The organism is Sinorhizobium meliloti, assembly GCF_017876815.1.
GTDB lineage: Bacteria > Pseudomonadota > Alphaproteobacteria > Rhizobiales > Rhizobiaceae > Sinorhizobium > Sinorhizobium meliloti.
The window spans coordinates 478,026-497,242 of sequence record NZ_JAGIOS010000002.1 but is presented as its reverse complement, the minus strand read 5'-3'; the positions used below and the strand labels follow the sequence as shown (position 1 = coordinate 497,242).

The 19,217-nt window shown below is 62.6% G+C and carries 20 protein-coding genes and 1 pseudogene; 14 read left to right on the top strand and 7 right to left on the bottom strand.

The window, feature by feature from the left end; translation table 11 throughout:
* Window positions 1–3 precede the first annotated feature (3 nt).
* Window positions 4–1,146: pseudogene (locus tag JOH52_RS21225) on the top strand (DUF763 domain-containing protein); the annotation flags it as partial.
* 122 nt (window positions 1,147–1,268) lie between these two features.
* On the top strand, window positions 1,269–1,538 hold the full coding sequence (locus tag JOH52_RS21220; RefSeq protein WP_013850427.1) for a hypothetical protein: 270 nt from the start codon (window positions 1,269–1,271) through the stop codon (window positions 1,536–1,538).
* Window positions 1,539–1,804: 266 nt separating this feature from the next.
* Here the strand turns inward: JOH52_RS21220 and JOH52_RS21215 are convergent, their stop codons facing one another.
* Complete coding sequence (locus JOH52_RS21215; protein ID WP_028005497.1) at window positions 1,805–2,140, bottom strand: hypothetical protein; 336 nt, start codon at window positions 2,138–2,140, stop codon at window positions 1,805–1,807.
* Between the two features lie 141 nt (window positions 2,141–2,281).
* On the opposite strand from JOH52_RS21215, the gene JOH52_RS21210 reads away from it, so the two are divergent.
* A complete protein-coding gene (locus JOH52_RS21210; RefSeq protein ID WP_127590504.1) occupies window positions 2,282–2,497 on the top strand; it encodes a hypothetical protein in 216 nt (71 codons plus the stop codon).
* A gap of 16 nt (window positions 2,498–2,513) precedes the next feature.
* On the opposite strand, the gene JOH52_RS21205 is transcribed toward JOH52_RS21210, so the two are convergent.
* Entirely contained in the window at window positions 2,514–3,053 is a 540-nt protein-coding gene (locus tag JOH52_RS21205; RefSeq protein WP_028005498.1) for a cupin domain-containing protein, read from the bottom strand.
* A gap of 193 nt (window positions 3,054–3,246) precedes the next feature.
* Between JOH52_RS21205 and JOH52_RS21200 the strand changes: the two genes are divergently transcribed.
* Window positions 3,247–3,969 (top strand): glutathione S-transferase, encoded by a 723-nt coding sequence (locus JOH52_RS21200; protein WP_088203781.1) that lies wholly within the window; start codon window positions 3,247–3,249, stop codon window positions 3,967–3,969.
* A gap of 4 nt (window positions 3,970–3,973) precedes the next feature.
* Here JOH52_RS21200 and JOH52_RS21195 read toward each other — a convergent pair whose 3' ends face one another.
* Together JOH52_RS21195 and treZ are read right to left on the bottom strand one after the other, a co-directional pair.
* The gene (locus JOH52_RS21195; protein ID WP_107608927.1) at window positions 3,974–4,615 is read right to left on the bottom strand and encodes a UdgX family uracil-DNA binding protein; all 642 of its coding nucleotides are present in this window, start codon (window positions 4,613–4,615) and stop codon (window positions 3,974–3,976) included.
* Between the two features lie 86 nt (window positions 4,616–4,701).
* On the bottom strand, window positions 4,702–6,507 hold the full coding sequence (gene treZ / locus JOH52_RS21190; protein WP_107010554.1) for a malto-oligosyltrehalose trehalohydrolase: 1,806 nt from the start codon (window positions 6,505–6,507) through the stop codon (window positions 4,702–4,704).
* A gap of 142 nt (window positions 6,508–6,649) precedes the next feature.
* Here treZ and glgX point away from each other — a divergent pair, with 142 nt between their 5' ends.
* Both glgX and JOH52_RS21180 read left to right on the top strand, forming a co-directional pair.
* Window positions 6,650–8,746, top strand: coding sequence for a glycogen debranching protein GlgX (gene glgX, locus JOH52_RS21185; RefSeq protein ID WP_088203784.1), 2,097 nt, complete (start codon window positions 6,650–6,652; stop codon window positions 8,744–8,746).
* On the top strand, window positions 8,739–9,881 hold the full coding sequence (locus tag JOH52_RS21180; RefSeq protein WP_088203785.1) for a DNA topoisomerase IB: 1,143 nt from the start codon (window positions 8,739–8,741) through the stop codon (window positions 9,879–9,881). The genes glgX and JOH52_RS21180 overlap by 8 nt, the downstream gene beginning before the upstream one ends.
* Window positions 9,882–10,259: 378 nt before the next feature.
* Here the strand turns inward: JOH52_RS21180 and JOH52_RS21175 are convergent, their stop codons facing one another.
* Window positions 10,260–11,003 (bottom strand): BON domain-containing protein, encoded by a 744-nt coding sequence (locus JOH52_RS21175; RefSeq protein WP_107010555.1) that lies wholly within the window; start codon window positions 11,001–11,003, stop codon window positions 10,260–10,262.
* Window positions 11,004–11,428: 425 nt separating this feature from the next.
* On the opposite strand from JOH52_RS21175, the gene JOH52_RS21170 reads away from it, so the two are divergent.
* The 3 genes from JOH52_RS21170 (at window position 11,429) to JOH52_RS21160 (ending at window position 12,706) form a co-directional block, all read left to right on the top strand.
* Window positions 11,429–11,743, top strand: a complete 315-nt coding sequence (locus JOH52_RS21170) for a DUF2934 domain-containing protein (RefSeq protein ID WP_088203787.1) — start codon at window positions 11,429–11,431, stop codon at window positions 11,741–11,743.
* 86 nt (window positions 11,744–11,829) lie between these two features.
* The gene (locus tag JOH52_RS21165; RefSeq protein WP_010976090.1) at window positions 11,830–12,270 is read left to right on the top strand and encodes a CBS domain-containing protein; all 441 of its coding nucleotides are present in this window, start codon (window positions 11,830–11,832) and stop codon (window positions 12,268–12,270) included.
* A 73-nt stretch (window positions 12,271–12,343) separates the two neighbouring features.
* Window positions 12,344–12,706, top strand: a complete 363-nt coding sequence (locus tag JOH52_RS21160) for a hypothetical protein (protein ID WP_014527851.1) — start codon at window positions 12,344–12,346, stop codon at window positions 12,704–12,706.
* Window positions 12,707–12,821: 115 nt separating this feature from the next.
* On the opposite strand, the gene JOH52_RS21155 is transcribed toward JOH52_RS21160, so the two are convergent.
* Complete coding sequence (locus JOH52_RS21155; RefSeq protein ID WP_003526223.1) at window positions 12,822–13,256, bottom strand: DUF4168 domain-containing protein; 435 nt, start codon at window positions 13,254–13,256, stop codon at window positions 12,822–12,824.
* 306 nt (window positions 13,257–13,562) lie between these two features.
* On the opposite strand from JOH52_RS21155, the gene JOH52_RS21150 reads away from it, so the two are divergent.
* The 5 genes from JOH52_RS21150 (at window position 13,563) to JOH52_RS21130 (ending at window position 18,207) form a co-directional block, all read left to right on the top strand.
* Window positions 13,563–13,955, top strand: a complete 393-nt coding sequence (locus JOH52_RS21150; RefSeq protein ID WP_107010556.1) for a RidA family protein — start codon at window positions 13,563–13,565, stop codon at window positions 13,953–13,955.
* A gap of 135 nt (window positions 13,956–14,090) precedes the next feature.
* On the top strand, window positions 14,091–15,089 hold the full coding sequence (locus tag JOH52_RS21145) for a TRAP transporter substrate-binding protein (protein ID WP_088203789.1): 999 nt from the start codon (window positions 14,091–14,093) through the stop codon (window positions 15,087–15,089).
* Window positions 15,090–15,172: 83 nt separating this feature from the next.
* The gene (locus JOH52_RS21140; RefSeq protein ID WP_010976087.1) at window positions 15,173–15,649 is read left to right on the top strand and encodes a TRAP transporter small permease; all 477 of its coding nucleotides are present in this window, start codon (window positions 15,173–15,175) and stop codon (window positions 15,647–15,649) included.
* The gene (locus tag JOH52_RS21135) at window positions 15,646–16,926 is read left to right on the top strand and encodes a TRAP transporter large permease (protein WP_088203790.1); all 1,281 of its coding nucleotides are present in this window, start codon (window positions 15,646–15,648) and stop codon (window positions 16,924–16,926) included. The genes JOH52_RS21140 and JOH52_RS21135 overlap by 4 nt, the downstream gene beginning before the upstream one ends.
* 36 nt (window positions 16,927–16,962) lie before the next feature.
* Complete coding sequence (locus JOH52_RS21130) at window positions 16,963–18,207, top strand: Zn-dependent hydrolase (RefSeq protein ID WP_010976085.1); 1,245 nt, start codon at window positions 16,963–16,965, stop codon at window positions 18,205–18,207.
* 55 nt (window positions 18,208–18,262) lie between these two features.
* Here the strand turns inward: JOH52_RS21130 and JOH52_RS21125 are convergent, their stop codons facing one another.
* Window positions 18,263–19,183 carry a LysR family transcriptional regulator gene (locus JOH52_RS21125; protein WP_107010557.1) on the bottom strand — a complete coding sequence of 307 codons (921 nt, stop codon included), beginning with the start codon at window positions 19,181–19,183 and terminating at the stop codon, window positions 18,263–18,265.
* Window positions 19,184–19,217 lie beyond the last annotated feature (34 nt).

Genomic DNA, 19,217 nt, shown 5'->3' with positions numbered 1-19,217 from the left:
ACTCTAAGGCGGCTTGCGCATCCGTTCTGGTTCCAGTCCTTCGGTGCCGTCATGGGCATGGACTGGCATTCCTCCGGTATCACCACGAGCGTCATCGGTGCGTTGAAACGTGGTCTCACCCCGGTTGCCGGCGAGCTGGGCATCCATGTCTGCGGCGGCCGCGGCCAGCACTCCCGCAAGACGCCGGGCGAACTCGTGTCGATTGGCGATCGCGTCGGTTTCGACGGCGGCGCATTGGCAGAAGCGAGCCGCCTCGTCGCCAAGGTCGACAGTGCCGCCGTTCAGGACGGCTTCGATCTCTACCTGCACGGTTTCATCGTCACGGACGATGCCAGGTGGGTGGTCGTCCAGCAGGGCATGAACGGCGACCGCCGGCAGGCGAGGCGCTATCACTGGCTCTCGGAGGGCCTGACAAGCTTCGTCGACGCGCCGCATAGCGCGATTGAAGGCAGAGAACAGGGCGAGATCGTCAATCTTGCCGACCGCCGCGCCGCCGCCTCGCGGACTGCGCAGCTGGATCTCCTCCAGTCCCTCGGGCCCGACGGGCTCCTGCGCGAGGTCGCCCGGGTCGAGTCTCGTGGGGCTCCTGTGGCCGCGCTGGCACAGCCGATGCTGCCTCATCTCTTCATGCCCACCCATCACGACGTGCGCGAAAGCGACGTCAATCTCCGGCGCCTTCACGGCAACTTCGCCGCCGCCGCCGACCGTGGTCCGGAGGACTTCAAGGACCTGCTGCTGGTGCCAGGCGTCGGCGCGCGGACGGTCAAGGCGCTGGCGATGGTCGCGGAGGTGGTCCACGGGACGCCATGCAGGTTCTCGGACCCCGCCCGCTTTTCGCTCGCCCATGGCGGCAAGGACCGCCATCCGTTCCCGGTGCCGTTGAAAGTCTATGACGAGACGATCAGGATCATGAAATCAGCGGTCAGCAAGGGCCGCCTCGGGCGCCAGGAAGAGCTTGCGGCGCTGAAGCGGCTCGACGAGCAGTCGCGCCGGCTGGAGCGCTACGTCACGGGCCCCGACCTCAAGGAGATCGTCGCGGGCGAATTCAGGGACTCCGCGCGTTTCGGCGGGCGCAGCATATTCGGCTGGGAACCGCACGACGACGAGGCAACCGCCGCGGTGCCAGGCGACCGCGCGCGGCGCTAAGGCGGAACAATAAGCGCAGCGATCGATTTACACAGCTAGGGCGCGGTGAGGGCACACCGCGTTCCCTGCCGCTGAAGATGGCGCTCGAGGCGCCTCCGGCATCCCAGTTCATGGAGTTTCCGATGACCGCTGCGATGACTACGATCGACCACGACACAATCCGCAATTGGATAGAGGCCCGCAAAGGACAGCCGGCGCGCGTGAAGGGCGCGACCGAAGACGGTGGTGGTCTCCTCCGCGTTGATTTCGGCAAGCCGGAAGACACGCTGGAGAAAATTTCCTGGGACGAATTCTTCAAGATCTTCGACGAGGAGAATCTGGCTTTCCTCCATCAGGACATGACTGACGACGGGCAACCCAGCCGGTTCTGTAAATTCATTCACCGGCACTGAACCGAAGAAGGAACTCGGAGACGGAAGCGGAAGGAGCACTTGAGGCCGGAAACGCCTTTACGGCGGAAAGGATCTCGCGATGCTAACGATCAAAAAACCGGAGCCCGCGACGGAACGCGAAGGGCGCCCTGTCCCTCCCGCAAACGACCGCAAGCCGGCATCTGCAAAGATCAGGAAGCCTGCGACGGACGATTGCGAACGCCTCGATGACCCGAACTCGCTTTTCTGGCGCGGCGTGTGGATGACCGTGTTTTAGATCGAGTAAACTAGGCGGCGCTGCCGCCAAGCGTCCGCTCGATCTCTTCGAGACGCGCCGTCAGGCGCTTGATCTCGTCGCGCTTTTCGGCAACCACGTCTCTCGCTGTTTCGAGCCTGTCGGCTCCGGGCACGGTGCCGACGGCCGTGTGGGTCTCGGTTGCGATGGCGTCGATTTCGGCTTGAAGCCGGGCGATCCGCTCGCGCAGTTCGTCGAGTTGGTTTCCGACCTCTGGCGCGCTCTTCCGATCTCGCCCCCATGCGTCGATCGGCTCGTCGACGCTCGGGGGATCGAGCGGGCGCGCATCAGCCCCCGGGCGCGGTTCTCCATGCTTGTTCGTGCTCATGACTGACCTCCCGTAAGCGTCATCAACTCGGAAGCGACGTCTATGTTCCGTCGGGCAGCCCTTGCCATCCCAGCAATCGGCGGGCTTCATGGAACTTCCCGCGACGGCCGCCGTTTTCCTCTCGCCACCTGGGAGGGTTCCATGCATTCCGAAGAATACCTCGAGCTTCACTACGATCTGCTGAGTCACAGGGCGCTCCTGTCGTGTGGCCGTAAGGCATATGTGCTGCCGGACATCTACGAGACCAAGGAAATGGCACAGGTCGCGGCCCAGAAATTCGCCTGGGAAAAATTGGGACTGAAAGAGCGGCCAGCGGGCTGCCGCACGGCCGCCGATCTCCCCGTCTGGCTGCGCTGACGATTGCGGCGAGTGATCAGTGGCCCTGTCGTTCGCCGAGACCGCGTTCCGCATGCATGGCGGACTGCCAGACCGTGACCGCAGGTCCCTCGGCGCCGAGAATGGGGTCAAGGCTCGGCAGCGGCACCGAGACGATCGCCTCACGGTCATCCGCGGTCGCGGCGCCGCTCTGAATCCCGGCGTCCTGCCCCGGCGGATAGCCGCCGACGACCAGGAAATCCACGCTTGCTTCGTTCCGGCGGTGGCCCGTACCCGCGGGGAGGAGGATGGCGTCGCCGGCAGCGACCTCGACCTCCTGACCGTCCGGCCCTCCGATCAGCAGCCGTGCCCGGCCTTCCGCGATCCCGAGAACCTCGTGCGCACCGCAATGGTAATGGTGATGGGCAAAGACGCCGTCGCGCCACAGGCCGCGCCAACCATTGGCCCTGAAGCTTTCCTCTATCCGTGTGGCTCCATTTTCCGTAACGTCGATCGCTTGACGATAGACCAGGACCGGCAGGCGCGGGTTGTTTGGTACGCCGCCGCTTTCGGCGAACATGAGCTCTTCGATTTTCATTGGTTTTCTCCTCGACGCAGGATGTTCTGTTTCCCTGCCGAACCGGAACGAATTCCGCGGCTGTATTTTTCCTTCAATCGTGCCGATACAAGAAGATAGCTCGGAGCACGGGGGTTCGCGAAAGGCGAGAACGAGCCAGGAAAAGACTTCGGCGGCGAACCAAGATGAATGCTGGCAAAGAAGGGGACCTTTCATGCCATACAAGCTCTATTACTGGGACGGCATTCCCGGTCGAGGTGAATTCGTGCGCCTTGCGCTGGAGGAGGCCGGCGCGGATTACCTCGACATTGCCCGCCAGCCGGGCGGCACGAATGAAATGCTGAAGCTGATGAAGATGCCCGGTGAAGCCGCCGCTCCCTTCGCTCCCCCGTTCCTCATCGATGGCGACCTCGTCATAAGCCACGTCGCCAACATACTTTTTTATCTCGGGCCGAGGCTCGGCCTCGTTGCTGAGGACGAGAGGCTTCGAACCCTCACCAATGGTCTGCAGCTGACGATCACCGACTTCGTCGCGGAGATTCACGACACGCACCATCCGGTCGCCTTGTCGCTCTATTATGAGGACCAGAAGCCTGAAGCGCTGAGGCGGTCGGCCGATTTCCTCTCGGAGCGCCTGCCGAAGTTTTTCGGCTATTTCGAACGCGTGCTCACACAAAATCCCAGGGGCCCGGAACATATGGTCGGGGACCGGCTGAGCTACGTCGATCTTTCGCTTTTCCAGGTGATCGAAGGACTTCGCTATGCCTTTCCCAAGGCGATGGATGCCTATGAGACAAACATTCCCGGACTGGTCGCCTTGCACGATGCCGTTCGTGCACGGCCGAGAATTCTGAGCTATCTGGCCTCGGAGCGGCGGCTTGCCTTCAACGAATCCTGCGTCTTCCGCCACTATCCGGAACTCGACCGGCAGTCCTGACCGGTCAACCGATGCGAGTCGCCACCTTAGCGAGATCGTCGACAAACCGGGCGCGTTCCGCTTCGGGGTCGGATCGGCCTCGGATTCTCAGAAGATAGGAGGGGTGGATGGTCACGAGCACGGAGAAGCCCCCGGGGGCCGTCAGAAGCTGGCCGCGGTTCCTGGTGACACCCACGCTTCGCCCGAGCAGGGACATCAGCGCCGTTGCCCCGAGCGCGACGACGATTTCGGGGCGGAGCTCATCGAGTTCGGCGCCGAGCCACCAGGCGCAGGCCTGAATCTCACCGGCGTTCGGCCGCGAATGCATTCGGCGCTTGCCGCGCTGTTCGAATTTGAAGTGTTTAACGGCATTGGTGAGATAGCATTCCGACCGGTCGATGCCGGCTTCGTGCAGGCACTCGTCCAGGATGCGCCCGGCGGGTCCGACGAACGGGCGCCCGGCAAGGTCCTCGCGGTCGCCGGGCTGTTCGCCGACGAGCACGACACGGGCGTCGACCGGACCCTCGCCGAAGACCAGTTGCGTAGCGTTCTTGTAGAGGTCGCAGCGCTCGCACCCCTCCGCCTGCCGCCGCAGAGAGGCAATCGTCGTTGCCTCGGCGTGTTCGCCGGCAAGGGCCGGGCCAAGGTTCGCAAGCTGTTTCGGCATCGTTCCTCGAGACTCTCCCTCTTTGTTCTCGCCGCGATGTCTAACCGTGAGGCTCAGGGCATGTTCCACTGTCTGCCGATGGCGTGTCACCGTGCAATGGCGACGACGATGCCAGGGCCGGCCAACTCGCTGCCGTAGACGGTCTCGACACCGGACGTTTCGCTCGCGAAGATCGGCTGACCGCGTATTGCGGGTACGGCGTGTGTCTCGTGCAAAAGATTGACGCGCAATTCCAGGCAAGCCTCCCCGAACTGCCAGTCGACAGCGATGATGCCGTCCTTGGTCTCGTATGCACGGCCATCCGGTACGGCGGTGCCGGCGATCAGCGGTACGATGTGCCGCTGCCTTATCCCGGCGAGGTCGCGCATATAGGCAAGATGCCGCTCGCCGGCAGGGCTTGTCGCGCGGTTCCAACGTAGCTTCGAACCGGCAAAGACGTCCGGGTCGAGCGGATCGGGCAGATCATCCATCGTCTTGCCCTCTGGAAGGCCGCCGAAATTTTCGGCTTCGTCCCGGCGTCCCAGCCGGATAGCCTCGGCTATTTCCCCCTGGTAGTCGGAGAAGAAAAAGAAGGGCTGCGTCTCGCCGTATTCTTCACCCATGAACAGGAGAGGGATTTGCGGCGTCAGCATGTGCATGGCCGCCAACACGCGCAGGCTGTCCTCCTGGAGGAGCGAGGCGAGACGTTCGCCGAAGGCGCGGTTGCCGATCTGGTCGTGGTTCTGCAGGAAATTCACGCGGCCTTGCGGCGGCACGCGGGCTCGGCTCCCCTCAGGAGAGAAATTGTCCTCCTTTGCCGGCACGGCGAAGCCTTCGGTCAGCGCGTTGCGGATCTTGCCCCAGGGCTCGTCCGCGAAAAGGCGATAGTGGCCCTTGGTTTCGCCGGTCGCCACGACGTGGAGGGCATTGTGAAGATCGTCGTTCCATGCCGCATCGAAAAGCATGCGCGCGCCGCTCGCGTCGCGCTGCAGAAGGCTTCTGCGGCGGTGAGCGTCTTCCAGCACCAGGTGGATTTGCCGCTCGGCGAACGTGTGCCGAAGCTCGTGCTCCAGCGCGACGAGAAAATGCGGCTTGGTCGTATCGCGGATCTGTTCGGTCGCATCGAGACGCAATCCGTCGAAACGGAAATGGCCGAGCCAGTAGAGCGCGTTCTCGATGAAATAGCGCCGGACCGCTTCCTCCTCGAAGGCGATCGACGCCCCCCACGGTGTCGGGCGATCCTTGTTGAAGAAGCGGCTCGCATAGCGCGAAAGATAATTCCCCTCCGGGCCGAAGTGGTTGTAAACGACATCGAGCAGGACCGTCAGACCCAGCGAATGGGCCGCATCCACGAGCGCCTTCAGGTCATCCGGCTTCCCGTAGGCATTGTGCGGAGCATAGTGCAGCACGCCGTCGTAGCCCCAGCCCCGCACACCGGGGAATTGCGCGACGGGCATGATCTCGATCGCAGTGATTCCGGCCTCTGCCAGATGCGGCAAGCGCTCGATTGCAGCGCGGAAGGTGCCCTCCGGCGTGAAGCAGCCGACATGCAACTCCGAAATGACCGCCTCCTCCCAGGGCCTGCCGCGCCAGGAGAAAGCCTGCCATTCATAGGCGGCGTGATCGACGACGATCGAAGTACCCGACGCTTCCCGCTCCTGTGCCGAGGAGGCGGGATCGGCCACCTTGGTGCCGTCGGCAAGGCGGAAGCAATAGCGCTCTCCCGCCTTCGCCGCGAGCGTGATTTCGAACCAGCCGCCGTCGAGCGACTGCATCTTATGCGCGGCGCCGCCGAGAACCAGATCGACGCCCCGCTCGTCGGGAGCCCACAAACGAAACCGGCATGTGTCGCCGTCGATGAAATTCGCGCCCCAGCTGTTTCTGAAATGTGCACGCGTCGAACCTGCCGGCATCGATATGTCCCTCGAGATGAAAGGCGAGGAACTGGCCGAAGGCTGGGAAAGTTCCCCCGGCACCCGTTCGGGGAGAGGAACAAATGCCTGCCCGTCGCGTTGCATCAAAGCTGCCGGGCAAGGCGGTAGAGGGCGCGACTGAATGAACCTGACTTTTTCAGAACTCGATTTCATGAAACCTGAACTCGGTGCAGAATACACCGGGCAGGGGACGCATTTTGCGGTCTTCTCGGCGCATGCGGAGAAGATCGAACTCTGCCTGTTTTCCGAGGATGGACGCGAGGAAACGGCGCGTATGCCTCTGCCGAAGCGCGAGGGCGATATCTGGTCCGGTTACATCGAGGGTATCGGTCCCGGCACCCTCTATGGCTACCGCGCCCACGGACCTTACGACCCGCACAATGGTCACCGCTTCAATCCGAACAAGCTGCTGCTCGACCCCTACGCCAAGCTGGTCGCGGGTGAGCTCATCTGGGACGATGCCCTCTTCGGCTATACGATCGGCAGCCCTGAGGGCGATCTTTCCTTCGACGAGCGCGACAGCGCCCCCTTCATGGTAAAGGGCGTCGTTCAGGACCCGACTTTCGACTGGGCGGGCGAAGAAGCGATCCGCCGTCCCTGGACCGAAACGATCATCTACGAGGCGCATGTCCGCGGCATGACCATGACGCATCCCGGCGTGCCGGACGAGCTGCGTGGCACGTTTCTCGGCATGGCGAGCGATCCGATCATCGAGCACTTGACGAAGCTCGGCGTTTCGGCGATCGAATTGATGCCGGTGCAGTATTTCCTCGACGACCGCTACCTGGTGGAGCGGAACCTCAGAAATTATTGGGGATATCAGACGCTCGGATTCTTCGCTCCCCACGAGCGCTATCTCAAGGGCGACCGCTTTACCGAATTCAAGACGATGGTGAAGCGGTTTCATTCCGCCGGCATCGAAGTTCTGATGGATGTCGTCTACAACCATACGGCCGAGGGTTCGGAACGCGGCCCGACCTTGAGCTTCCGCGGGCTCGACAATTTCAGCTATTACCGCCAGTCGCCGGACAAGCCGCGCCACACCTACGACACGACGGGCACCGGCAACACGCTCAATGTTGCCCATCCCCTGGTGCTGCGCATGGTCTTCGACAGCCTGCGTTACTGGGTGGGCGTGATGCATATCGACGGCTTCCGCTTCGATCTCGCAAGCACGCTCGGCCGCGAATACATGGAGTTCGATCGCGAAGGCGGCTTTTTCGACGCGATCCGGCAGGATCCGATTCTGGCGGGTGTGAAGCTGATCGCCGAACCCTGGGACGTCGGCGAGGGCGGCTATCAGCTCGGCGGTTTCCCGCCGCCGTTCCGCGAATGGAACGACCGGTTCCGCGACGATGTCCGGCGCTTCTGGAAGGGAGATGGCGGCATGGTTCCGGTGCTTGCCGAGCGCATTCTCGGCTCGCCGGTTCAGTTCAGGCATTCGGATCGTGCCGCGACCTCGTCGATCAACCTGGTAAGCGCCCATGACGGCTTCACCCTGACAGACACGGTCTCGTACGGCGAAAAGCACAACGAGGCGAACGGCGAGGAGAACCGGGACGGTCACTCCGACAATCATTCCGACAACATGGGCGCCGAAGGCCCAACCGACAACGGAGAGATCATCGAGGCCCGCAAGCGACGGCGGGCGGCCATGCTCGCCACCCTGATGATCAGCCAGGGCGTGCCGATGGTGCTCGGCGGCGACGAGCTGGGAAACAGCCAGCAGGGCAACAACAACGCCTATTGCCAGGATAACGAGATCGGTTGGCTCGATTGGAGCGGGGCGGACGATGGCTTCGTGGATTTCTGCCGAAAGCTCCTCGCCTTCCGCAAGGACCATCCTGTCCTGCGGCAGGAACGATTCCTCGACGGAGAGCCCGACGACAATGGACGAGTCGAAATCGCCTGGTACAAGGCGGATGGCAACCCGATGGACGAGGACGCCTGGCACGACGCTGAGCTCCGCCTGATCTGCGCCTATATCTGCCGTGTCGGGCAGGTCGAAGCTCCGCCGGCCGGCGAGATCGTCCTCGTGCTCAATGCCGGCGGTGATTGCGAGATAGCCCTGCCCCACGGAAATGGAAGCAGGCGCTGGCTACGCGTGCTCGACACGGCAGCCGACGAACCGTTCGGCATGCGCGCCAGCGCGGATCGCAACACTATCCCGGCGCAGAGCGTCGTCGCCTTCGTGCCGCAGGAGGGAGGCAATGGCTAGAGCAACGTCGGTCGACGTGCTCGAATGTCCGCCTTGCGTGATCGCGGATGGTCCGCGGAACCTGGCGGCGGCCGGTCACGTGCCCGAGGAAACCGGGCTCGTCTATGTCAGCGACAGCGAACCGGGCATCCGGCGGCAAAGGCGTGGCAAGGGGTTTGTCTACCGAATGCCGGACGGCTCGATCGTTACCGATCCGTTGATCAAAAGCCGCATAGCGGCGCTGGGCCTGCCGCCTGCCTATGACAACGTCTGGATCTGCCTCGAAGAACGGGGGCATCTGCAGGCTACGGGCTACGATGCGCGCGGACGAAAACAGTACCGCTATCACAGCGAGTGGCAGGCTCTCAGGAGCGCCGACAAATTCGCGCAACTGGTGGAATTCGGCAAGGCATTGCCCAAGATACGCCGCACCATACGGCGCCACATGCAGGGCGACGTGGAAAACATGCAAACCGTGCTCGCTGCGCTGGTGGCCCTGCTGGACGAAGCCCATCTGCGCACCGGCAACCAGGCTTACGTGCAGGCCAATGGGAGCTATGGTGCCACGACGCTGCTGAAGCGGCATCTCAGGCTGGGCGATGGCTTCATAGAGCTGAAATTCATCGGCAAGGGCGGCAAGCGCGTCCAGCGCCTGCTCCGCCGCCCCAAATTGCAGCAGTTGCTCGAAGAGATCGCGGATCTGCCGGGCAGACAGCTTTTCGTTTGGAAGGATGAAAACGACGTCCTGCGGCCGGTCGATTCCGGGCGGCTCAACCGGTACCTTTCAGATGTGGCCGGAACAGCGGTTTCTGCAAAGACATTCCGGACCTGGGGCGGCACTCTCGCGGCTTTCACGGCCGCCCGGACTTCGATCGAACAGGGCGAGTGGCCGACGATCAAACAGATGAGCGAAGCGGCTGCGTCCGTTCTTCACAACACCCCCGCCATCAGCCGGAGCAGCTACATTCATCCCGATGTGCTCGCTCTCGCCGACAAGTCGGCCTCGATCTCGGCACGGCAGCTTCAGGCGCGCGGGCGCTTGGACAGCGAACTGCGTGTGGAGGAACAGCGCTTGCTGAGCTTTCTTCAGCGCTCGGCGCGCTCCAGGGCGCGGCAGGCAAAATCGGTCGCAGAAGAGCGGCGAGCTTCCAGCTAAGGCCTGTTGAGATTCATCTCGAGTTTTGACGGCTGCTTCAAGATGATTGCTTTTGTCGACGCGTAGGGCGGTGCGGACAAGGTAGCCGGGCGCAATTTCTCCTCGCTCTCATCTCTGTGCTTGTCACAGAGATGAGAGCAGCGCCGCGTCTGCGGCGCGGGAAGCGTTGTTTCAGCCCAAGGACTTGGTCTGGCTGGATCCCTGTGACGAGCACAGGGATGAGGAAATCAAACAAGCCGCCGCGGTATCTCGATAGGCCTTAGCTAAGAGCGGGATGAGGAAAAGTGTGTGCGGTTTTCCGCGCGCCTTCCGCTGATCTAGGCAAAGACGCCGCGCAAGCTTACGCGGCGCTCCTCGGCTCGCACGCACGCAATCGCCTCAACTAAGATCGGTGAGGTTCGGGTTCTGCTGGACAGTGCCGGTATCCGCCGTCTCTATGCGCAGATTGTTTTGTACATTCGTGACCCCGGATACGTTTTCGGCACAGTCCTCGGCGCGGCGTTTCGCCCATTTCGAGCTCACCGACCCGTGGAGCTGTACTTCGCCGTTCGTCACGCTCACTTCGATGTTGGAGGCGTCGAGAGCGCCGTCGTCGCTCAGGCGGTCGCTGACATCTTCCTGGATGCGGCCGTCGGTGCGCCTGTAGCCTTTCGGACCCTTGCCCCGGTGCCGGTCCATCTCCCGTCTGCGCTCGGCATCTTCGTCACCGAACCAGGAAGCGACCTCGTCGCTGGCGCGGTCGAGAAAATCGCGGTCGCGGCGATAATCGCGTGTTTCGCCGTAACCTCCATAACCGCGGTAACGGCCCTCGCCGCGATAGCCATAACCGGGCCCGTGATAATCCCTGAAATAACGCTCGCGGCCCCTGCGATCGTAGTCGTCGTCGTTCCAGCGTTCGCGTTCGCTTTCGCCGCCGCGGTAGCTCCCGGTCGGCCACGACATCGAGCTCTCGTAGTCGGCGCCACGCGGCTCGACATCCTCATCGAAGCGGCTGCGCGCCCGACCGCGGCGCTCGGATCCATAGTTGTAAGGGTCGCGGTGGCGCTCGTTCTCCCAGTCGCGGCGGGCCCAATCGCGACGGCCGTAGGGATCGTATCTGCCATAGTCCGGATGTCTGGGCATGGGCTCTCTCCTGGCTTTTGCTCTTGCTGATGTTGGGTCAAACCCGCGATCGACCCAAAGGGTTCCGCGCTTCGCCCCGTTCCCTGCGCCGGCGGCGGAACAATCACGCACGGTCGGGATTGTCCCGAAAGAGGGGTGTCGCCCCCGCATGCTCAAGGGAGACGAAAATGCCGAACCCGCGTCAGCCGGTGCCAGTACCCGAGCCGCCGCCGCCGGACTTGCCGCCATGGTATCCGGAACCGCCGATCGAAGAGCCTGATCCAGACCGCCTTCCGGATGAAATTCCGGTCCCTAATCCGGACGAAAATCCGGAGCCGCCAAAGCACATATGAAGGTCCCGCGCGGATCTAGCCGGGGGGGAACAAATGGACGGTCGCGCCGTTTGAAACTCGCCATCAACGAAGTCCAGCGGCGAGGTAAGGGACATGGACGAGCTAAGGGATATGGACAACGAACGGGAAGAGCTCATCAGGCGCAGAGCCTATGCGATCTGGGAGCAGGAGGGACGGCCGGACGGGCAGCATCAGCGCCACTGGGAGCAGGCGGCCAGAGAAATGCAGGGACCGGAAATGCAGGGACCGGAAATGCCAGGACAGGAAACGCAGAGAGACGGCTCCGCGCCGGAGAGCGAGGTCCAGGCCAACGGCAGCAGGCGGCGCGAAAAGCAGACCGCGGCGCGGGCTGGGGCACCCGCTTCGCCCGAAGGAAATCCGGCGGCTCGCCCGGACGGTGGGCGCTGAGCGGCCGTCACGGCGGCTTGAGCATTCCGGGCCGCCGATGAAACGTGCCGATGAAACGTGCCGATGAAACGTGAAGGAGAAAACAAATGCGTGTATCGGAGATCATGACAAGAGACGTTCATCTTGCAAGCCCCAACGACACCATAACGGCTGTTGCGCGGCAGATGGCGGAAAACGATATCGGCTTCATGCCGGTCGGAGACGACGACCGCCTGATCGGCATGATAACGGACAGAGACATCGTCGTGCGCGGCGTTGCCGATGGTATGGACCCTCAGGCACGGGTGGCCGACATCATGACCACGGACGTGAAATATTGCTTCGACGACGATGAGGTGGACGATGTCGCGCGCAACATGGGCGACATCCAGGTTCGACGGCTGCCCGTCGTGAACCATGACAAGCAGCTGGTCGGGATAGTCTCGCTCGCCGACGCGGCCCGTGAACAACCGCAAATGGCCGGCACCGGCCTGAAGGGCGTGACCGAGCCCGGTGGATCCCACAACCAGTCCAATCGAAGCGGCTGAACGATATGCCGTTTCGGCACGGGTGGGGGCGCGATGGCGCCCCCTTTCTCATTTCGCACAAGGGAGGCCAACTATGGCGGGGAAACAGGAAAGCATGCCGGTCCGGACTGGTCTCGCTCCCGGCGGTGGTGCGGAGCCCGACGATCACGTCGCCGATGCCGGCGATGCAGGAGGCGGTGCGCCATATCTCGGCGAGGCGGACCGGGCGCGCCCCGACCCGCCACAGCCGCAGCCGCGCAATTTCAGTGCAGGCGACGGAAAGGTCGCGACGACGCATGCGCCTGCGGAAGCGGGCATCGAAGGGAACGACGCCACTGGCGGCGAATACTGGAATCGCGTGCTCGGCGACAATACGAGCACCGGCACGCTGCGTTTCCTTGCCGCTGTGGGATTGTTCGTTCTGATTGCCGCGGCGCTGTTCTGGCTCGTCGGCTGAAGAGCTTAGGTCGTTTCACTCAATGGTGAAACGACCTAAGTCTTTGACATTGCGCAATTCCGGCAGAAGACCGTCACGCGATCTTCTCGGAACTGCTCAAAGTGTCGAACCGTGCTTATTGCTGCTGCGGCTGCTGCGGCGTCGAAGTCTGGAGCTTTTCCTGAACCTTCTGGGCAAGCGCCGGATCACTCTGCGCAGCCTTCAAGATCGTCGTATATTCCTCCACCGACATGTTCGGCGCGGTCTCTACCGCCTTGACCATTTCCTGACTGGCTTCGTTCTGCAGCTTTGCCTTCGCAGCCTCGTCGGTGGTAGCCCCGATTTTCGTGGAGTACTCCTGCCTTACCTTGTCGACCTGAAGATATGCCACTGCGAAGGCCTCGATCTTCTGGTCGCTGATCGGGGCGCTCGTGCCGCTGGCGTCGGGTTGGGTCTGTGTCGGCTGCGCCTGTTGCGCCTGCGCGATTTCGAGCGCCGAAGCCGGGCTGAGAAGCATTAAGCTGGAGGCTGCAACGGTCAGCGATGCAACGAGTGTATAGCGAGTAATCATGTTCTGTCCTCCATGACGTGCATGACTTGATCGGCAGCAATACCGCCTTGCTCATTCGCTCCGCCGTCGAAACGACGCAAGCGACTCGGGGAGCATGTACGCCTCGGAAGTGCTCGGTGCGGCGACGAGGGGGCAATTTGCTGACCATTAGGCGGCAGCTTTGTGGCTGCCGCGGGGGGCCATGCAGAACAAGATGCAGGGCTTGGAACACGACATACGCTACGGCTATACATCGGTTGAAACGTGGCGCAAACGGTGTCCCATACGACCGGGTACGATCTGCGCCGTTATAAAGGGTCATGCGACATGAAGCACGAAATCATTGAAATCCCCGTGATTTCCGAAGCAATCCGAAGACTGGGCGCGCCGACCTCCGCGTTGACCCGCGTTGGCGGTTTTCTCTATACGTGCGGAATGCCGCCGATCGACCTGAAGACAGGCGAGATCGTCAGGGGGGACGTGACCACCCAGGCGCGCGCCTGCATGGACGCGCTTTCGTTCACGCTCCGCCATGCCGGCTCCTCGCTCGACAACGTCTTCAAATCGCTCGTCTTTATCACCGATAACGATTTGGCGGCGGAGATGAATGCGGTTTATCGCGCGTATTTTCCTGGCGGCTTTCCGGCCCGCAGTTGCGTGGCGATCAAGCCCTGGACGCATTTCGATGTCGAGATCGAATGTATCGCGACCGTTGGATGATGCGGTCGTTTCTCACAGGAAATCGCAGCCGCTCCCATAAGCGGACTCAATGTTTGCCATTGAGTCAGGCTATTTGCGTTGCGGGCATCATGCCCGCCTAATATGCCTAGAATAAACGCAACAAATGAGGGCGCTATGAAACTGGGCATTTCGAAAATTTCACGCGGTCTTGCCGCCACCGTGATCGCTGGCATTGTCGGCCTTTCCGCTCATTCTGCTGCCATGGCCGAAACGATGATCCGTCTCGGCCATGTGCTTGCCGACACCCATAGCTGGCACAAGGCCTCGACGGACTTCGCCAAGGAGGTCTCGGAGAAGACGGAAGGCCGCGTCAAGATCGAGATCTTCCCCTCCGGCCAACTCGGCACGGAGAAGGAAGTCATCGAGGGCATGCAGATAGGCACCATCCAGGGCGGCCTGATCGGCAGCGGCTCCTTCCAGTTCGTCGAGCCGAAGTTCGGGATCATCGAGATGCCCTATGCCTGGACCAGTCGCGAGCAGGCCTTCGCCGCGCTCGACGGCAAGCTCGGCACGGCGCTTGCCGATCTGCTTCGGCCGAAAGGCATCGAGGTTCTCGCCTGGTGGGAAAACGGCTTCCGCAACATCACCAACAACAAGCACCCGATCGTCAAGCCGGCCGATCTCGCCGGCATCAAGATACGCGTAACGCCGGACAAGGTTCGGCTTGCGACGTTCGAACGTCTCGGCGCGCAGCCGGCGCCGCTGGCCTTCGGCGAGCTATACTCGGCCCTGCAGCAGGGCGTGTTCGACGCGCAGGAAAATCCGCTCTCGATCATCGATGCCTCGTCGTTCTACGAAGTACAGAAATACGTTTCGATGACCGGTCACATCTGGGGGGCCGCATGCCTGACCGTGTCGAGCATGACCTGGGCGCAGGTTTCCCCCGAGGACCAGGCCATCGTGAAGGAAGCGGCCGTCAAGTGGGGCAACGCGCAGCGCCAGATGGTTGCCGATAACGAGGTCGCGCTGATCGAGAAGCTGAAATCGAAAGGCATGCAGTTCAACGAGGTGGACAAGGCTGCTTTCGTCGACGCCCTGAAGCCGATCTGGGAAAGCGAGAAGGACGTCTTCGGTCCCGAGCTGCTTGAAGTCATGGACAGCTACCGCAAGTAATGCGGTCGTCCTGCCCGCCGGTTGCGGGCAGGACGTTTCCCATCGCCGGATCATGTCCGTCCGTCCACACCAGCGAGGCTTCCATGCAAGACGCATCGATACCGCGTCCGCGGATTTCCAATGCCATAGACAACGTAGCCCGCGCGGTGGGCGGCCTGGCCATCGCCACCTTCACCGCCATCATCGTCTACGTCGTCATTTGCCGTTATGCCCTTTCCTTCACACCACGCTGGTCGGAGGAAATCCCGCGTCTTCTATTGGTTTGGGTGACGTTCATCGGCGCGGTTTCCGCCTTTGTCCGCAACACGCATCTTTGCGCCGGCCTGACGGACCTGCTTGTTGCGCCCGGCCGGTTCCGTTCCCTCCTGGCCGTACTCGCGCGTCTGGCATCCCTCCTGTTCCTGGTCGTCGTCATCTGGTCCGGATGGAAGATAACGGTGCTGACATGGTCGCATGAAACCACGGTCCTGAGCTGGCCCGCGGGGCTCGTCTATCTCGCGCTGCCGGTCACGGGTGCCATCGCCTTCGTTGCCCTCGTTGCCGCGGAACTGCGCAAATGAGCCTTGCCCTTCTCGTCCTCTTTGCCGTCTTCATTCTCTTGCTCCTGATCGATGCGCCGATCGCGATCGCGCTTGCGCTTTCCTCGGTCGCTTATCTGCTGGTCGGCGATGTATTGCCGCTGATGGTGGTCGCGCAGCGCATGGTGGCGGGGATCGACAGCTTCACGCTGCTGGCAATCCCGCTTTTCCTGCTCGCCGGCCTGCTCATGGTGCATGGGGGGCTCGCCCCGAGGATCGTCAATCTTTGCGCGGCAGTCGTGGGCCAGCGGACGGGTGGTCTCGCTATCGTGATGATTGCCGCCTGCATGATGTTCGGCTCGCTCTCGGGATCGGGTGTCGCGGACGTGGTGGCGATCGGTTCCATGCTGCTGCCGGCCATGAAGGAGCGCGGCTACCATCCGGGTTTCTCCTCCGCTGGTCTCGGCTGCGCCGGTTCGCTTGGCACGGTCATTCCTCCGTCCATAGTCCTGATCGTCTACGGAACGGCGACCGGAACGTCGATCGGGCAGCTTTTCATCCACTCCATCGGTCCAGGCATCCTGCTCGGTTTCGGGCTGATGGTCGTCGCGTGGTGGATTTCCCGCAAGAACGGTTGGAAGGGCGGAGAACCGTTCAGCTGGACTCGGCTGGGCACCGCTCTGCGCGAATCCGTGCTTGCCCTGCTCGCGCCGGTCATCATCGTCGGCGGCATCCGCTTCGGCATCTTCACGCCGACGGAGGCGGCGGGCATCGGCGTCGCCTATGCGCTGCTCGTCGGGGCCCTCATCTATCGCCAGCTGACGCTCGCCAAGGTCTTCAGCCTCCTGCGCGACACGACGGAAATGACCGGTTCCATCCTCATCGTCATCGCGGCCGCCTCCGTCTTCGGCTGGATTCTGACGGTCGAGCAGGTTCCGCAGCTCGTCGTCAATGCCATCACCGGCGCGACCGAGAGCGCCACAGTCGCGCTCATGCTGATGATGGTCGCGGTCCTGGTCCTCGGCACGTTCATGGAATCGATCGCCATCATTCTCATCCTGGCGCCCGTTTTCCTGCCGGTGCTGCGGGTCTTCGAGATCGACCCGGTCTATTTCGGCGTGCTGCTGACCATCAACCTGGCGATCGGCGCCAATACACCGCCACTCGGCATCGACCTGATGGCCGCGTGCCGCACCGGTGGCATACCGATGTCGGCGTCCTTCCGCTATCTGCTGCCGTTCATCGGCGTCATGGCGCTCATCATGTTCCTCCTCGTTCTCTTTCCGGGGCTGATGACACTGATGTCGCTCGGAATGTGAGCCGCTTCGTCCGCAATTGCATTTGAAAGGTGAACCATGTCGTTCGCATCGAACACCCGTGCCAACATCGATCGCTTCTGGTCGACCATCGAGACTTCCGCCGAAATCGGCCAGGGGCGGCCGGGCGGCCTCGCCCGCCTAACGCTGACGGACGATGATCGCAGAATGCGCGACCTCTTCGTCAACTGGTGTCGTGATGCGGGCCTGTGCGTCGAGATCGATGAACTCGGCAACATCTTCGGCCGGCGCGAAGGAAGCGATCCGTCGCTGCCGCCGGTGCTGATCGGCAGCCATCTTGACACCCAGATCAACGGTGGTCGCTTCGATGGGATCGCCGGCGTTCTCTCCGGACTCGAGGTGATCCGTACGCTGAACGACGTCGGTCATGTCACCCGCCGCCCGATCGTCGTCGTCAACTGGACGAATGAAGAGGGAGCGCGTTTCTCGCCGCCCATGGTCGCATCCGGCTGCTTCGTCGGGGCCTATGACGGGGACTGGGTCAAAGAGCTCGTCTCCGACGACGGAGCGCGTTTCGGCGCCGAGCTCGAGCGCATCGGTTACAACGGAAACAAGCCCTGTCGTGCCGGTGAGATCGATGCCTATTACGAATTGCATATCGAGCAGGGGCCGATCCTCGACCTCGAGAATCGCGATGTCGGAGTGGTGACGAGCGGATATCCGAGCTACGGGATGCGGGTGCGCTTTTCGGGCAAGACGGCACATACCGGCCCGACGCCGATGGACCTGCGCCGCAATGCGCTGGTCGCGGGCGCACGCTGGCTGACTGCCGTGGACGACATCGGCTGGGATTTTGCCGTCGGCGACGGCAAGGCGACCGGCGCCCGGCTGGCGGCGTGGCCGAACAAACCGGGCATCCTCTCCGACACGGCCCAAGCGATCTGCGACGTTCGCCATCCCGATGCGGCGACCGCGCGCGTCATGGGTGAAAAGATGCGCCGTGCCGTCTTCGAAAGCGCCGCCCGCGCCGGCTGCGACGCGGTCATAGAGGACGAGTGGTTTTGGGGCGGGGACATCTTCGATCACGCGATGGTGGAAGGAATCAGGGCGGAAGCGGTCCGGATGGGCTATGACTGGCGCGACATCCAGTCCCAGGCCGGGCACGATGCCTATTTCCTCGCCCGACATTGCCCGACGGCAATGATCTTCACGCCCTGCAAGGGCGGCATCACCCACAACAACGAGGAGGACTGCGACCGCGACGATCTTGCGCCGGGCCTCAATGTCCTGTTGCATGCCGTCGTGGCGCGCGCCGACCGCTGATTGATCGGAGCACTTCCAGGAAAAGTGTATAACGGTTTTTCGTCGGGACGCGCGCTCAGTGCATTTCCGGGTAGAGCGAGCGCAGCTCCTGCACCAGGTCGATGAAATGTTGCTCGGCGCGGGAATAGTCGCCTTCCGGGTGCGTCACCAAAAACACGTCCGCGCCGAGCGGATAACCCTTGATTTCGAGCGGCCAGAGAAGTCCGCTCGCGACTTCGTCGTGAACCGCCGTCAACGGGAGAATTCCGATCCCGAGACCGGCGACGATCATGCGTCTTACTTCCTCGAGATTGGGGCTTTGCCCGCTGATCCGTTCGCCGAGACCGAGGCTTTGGCTGAGGACCGCCATGGGCTCGAGGCCCATGCCTTCGGTGGCGCAGGTAAAGGAAACAAATGACTCCTGCCGCAGTTCCCTCTTCTCCACCTCCTTACGGCCGAAGAGGGGATGCTCAGCGCCGCAATAGACGCTGAATTCCTCGCGAAACAGCAACTGACAATTCAGGCTGAAGACGGGGCGTGACAGGAGACATAATCCTATTCCGCATTTCTCCGTCTGGATCCGCTTGACCGTATCCTGGCTGTTCTGGACCTCCATCACCCAGGTTACGGAGGGAAAGCGCTGATGGTAGAGACGCAGCGCTTCGTTTATGAGCGGGGACTCGAGGTTCGAGATGATCTGGATGCGCACCTCGCCGAACTCTTCGGCGGTCCTTTCCTGCGTGAGCTGGCCGATACGCTCGACGGCTCGGAAGATCTCTCCGCATTCCTCGTAGATTTTCTGCCCCCGGGACGTCAGCTCGAACTTCCGGCTGCCGCGAAGGACGAGCTGACAGGCCAACTGCTCCTCCAGTCGTTGCAGCGCCTGGCTGACCGATGGCTGACTCATGTTGAGCCGGGCCGCTGCCCGCGTGAGGCTTCGCTCTTCGGCGATCATGAAAAACGACCGCAGGAGATTGAGATTGAGATCTGTCGACATCGTACGGGCCTATCCATTTGCGACTCCACTCACG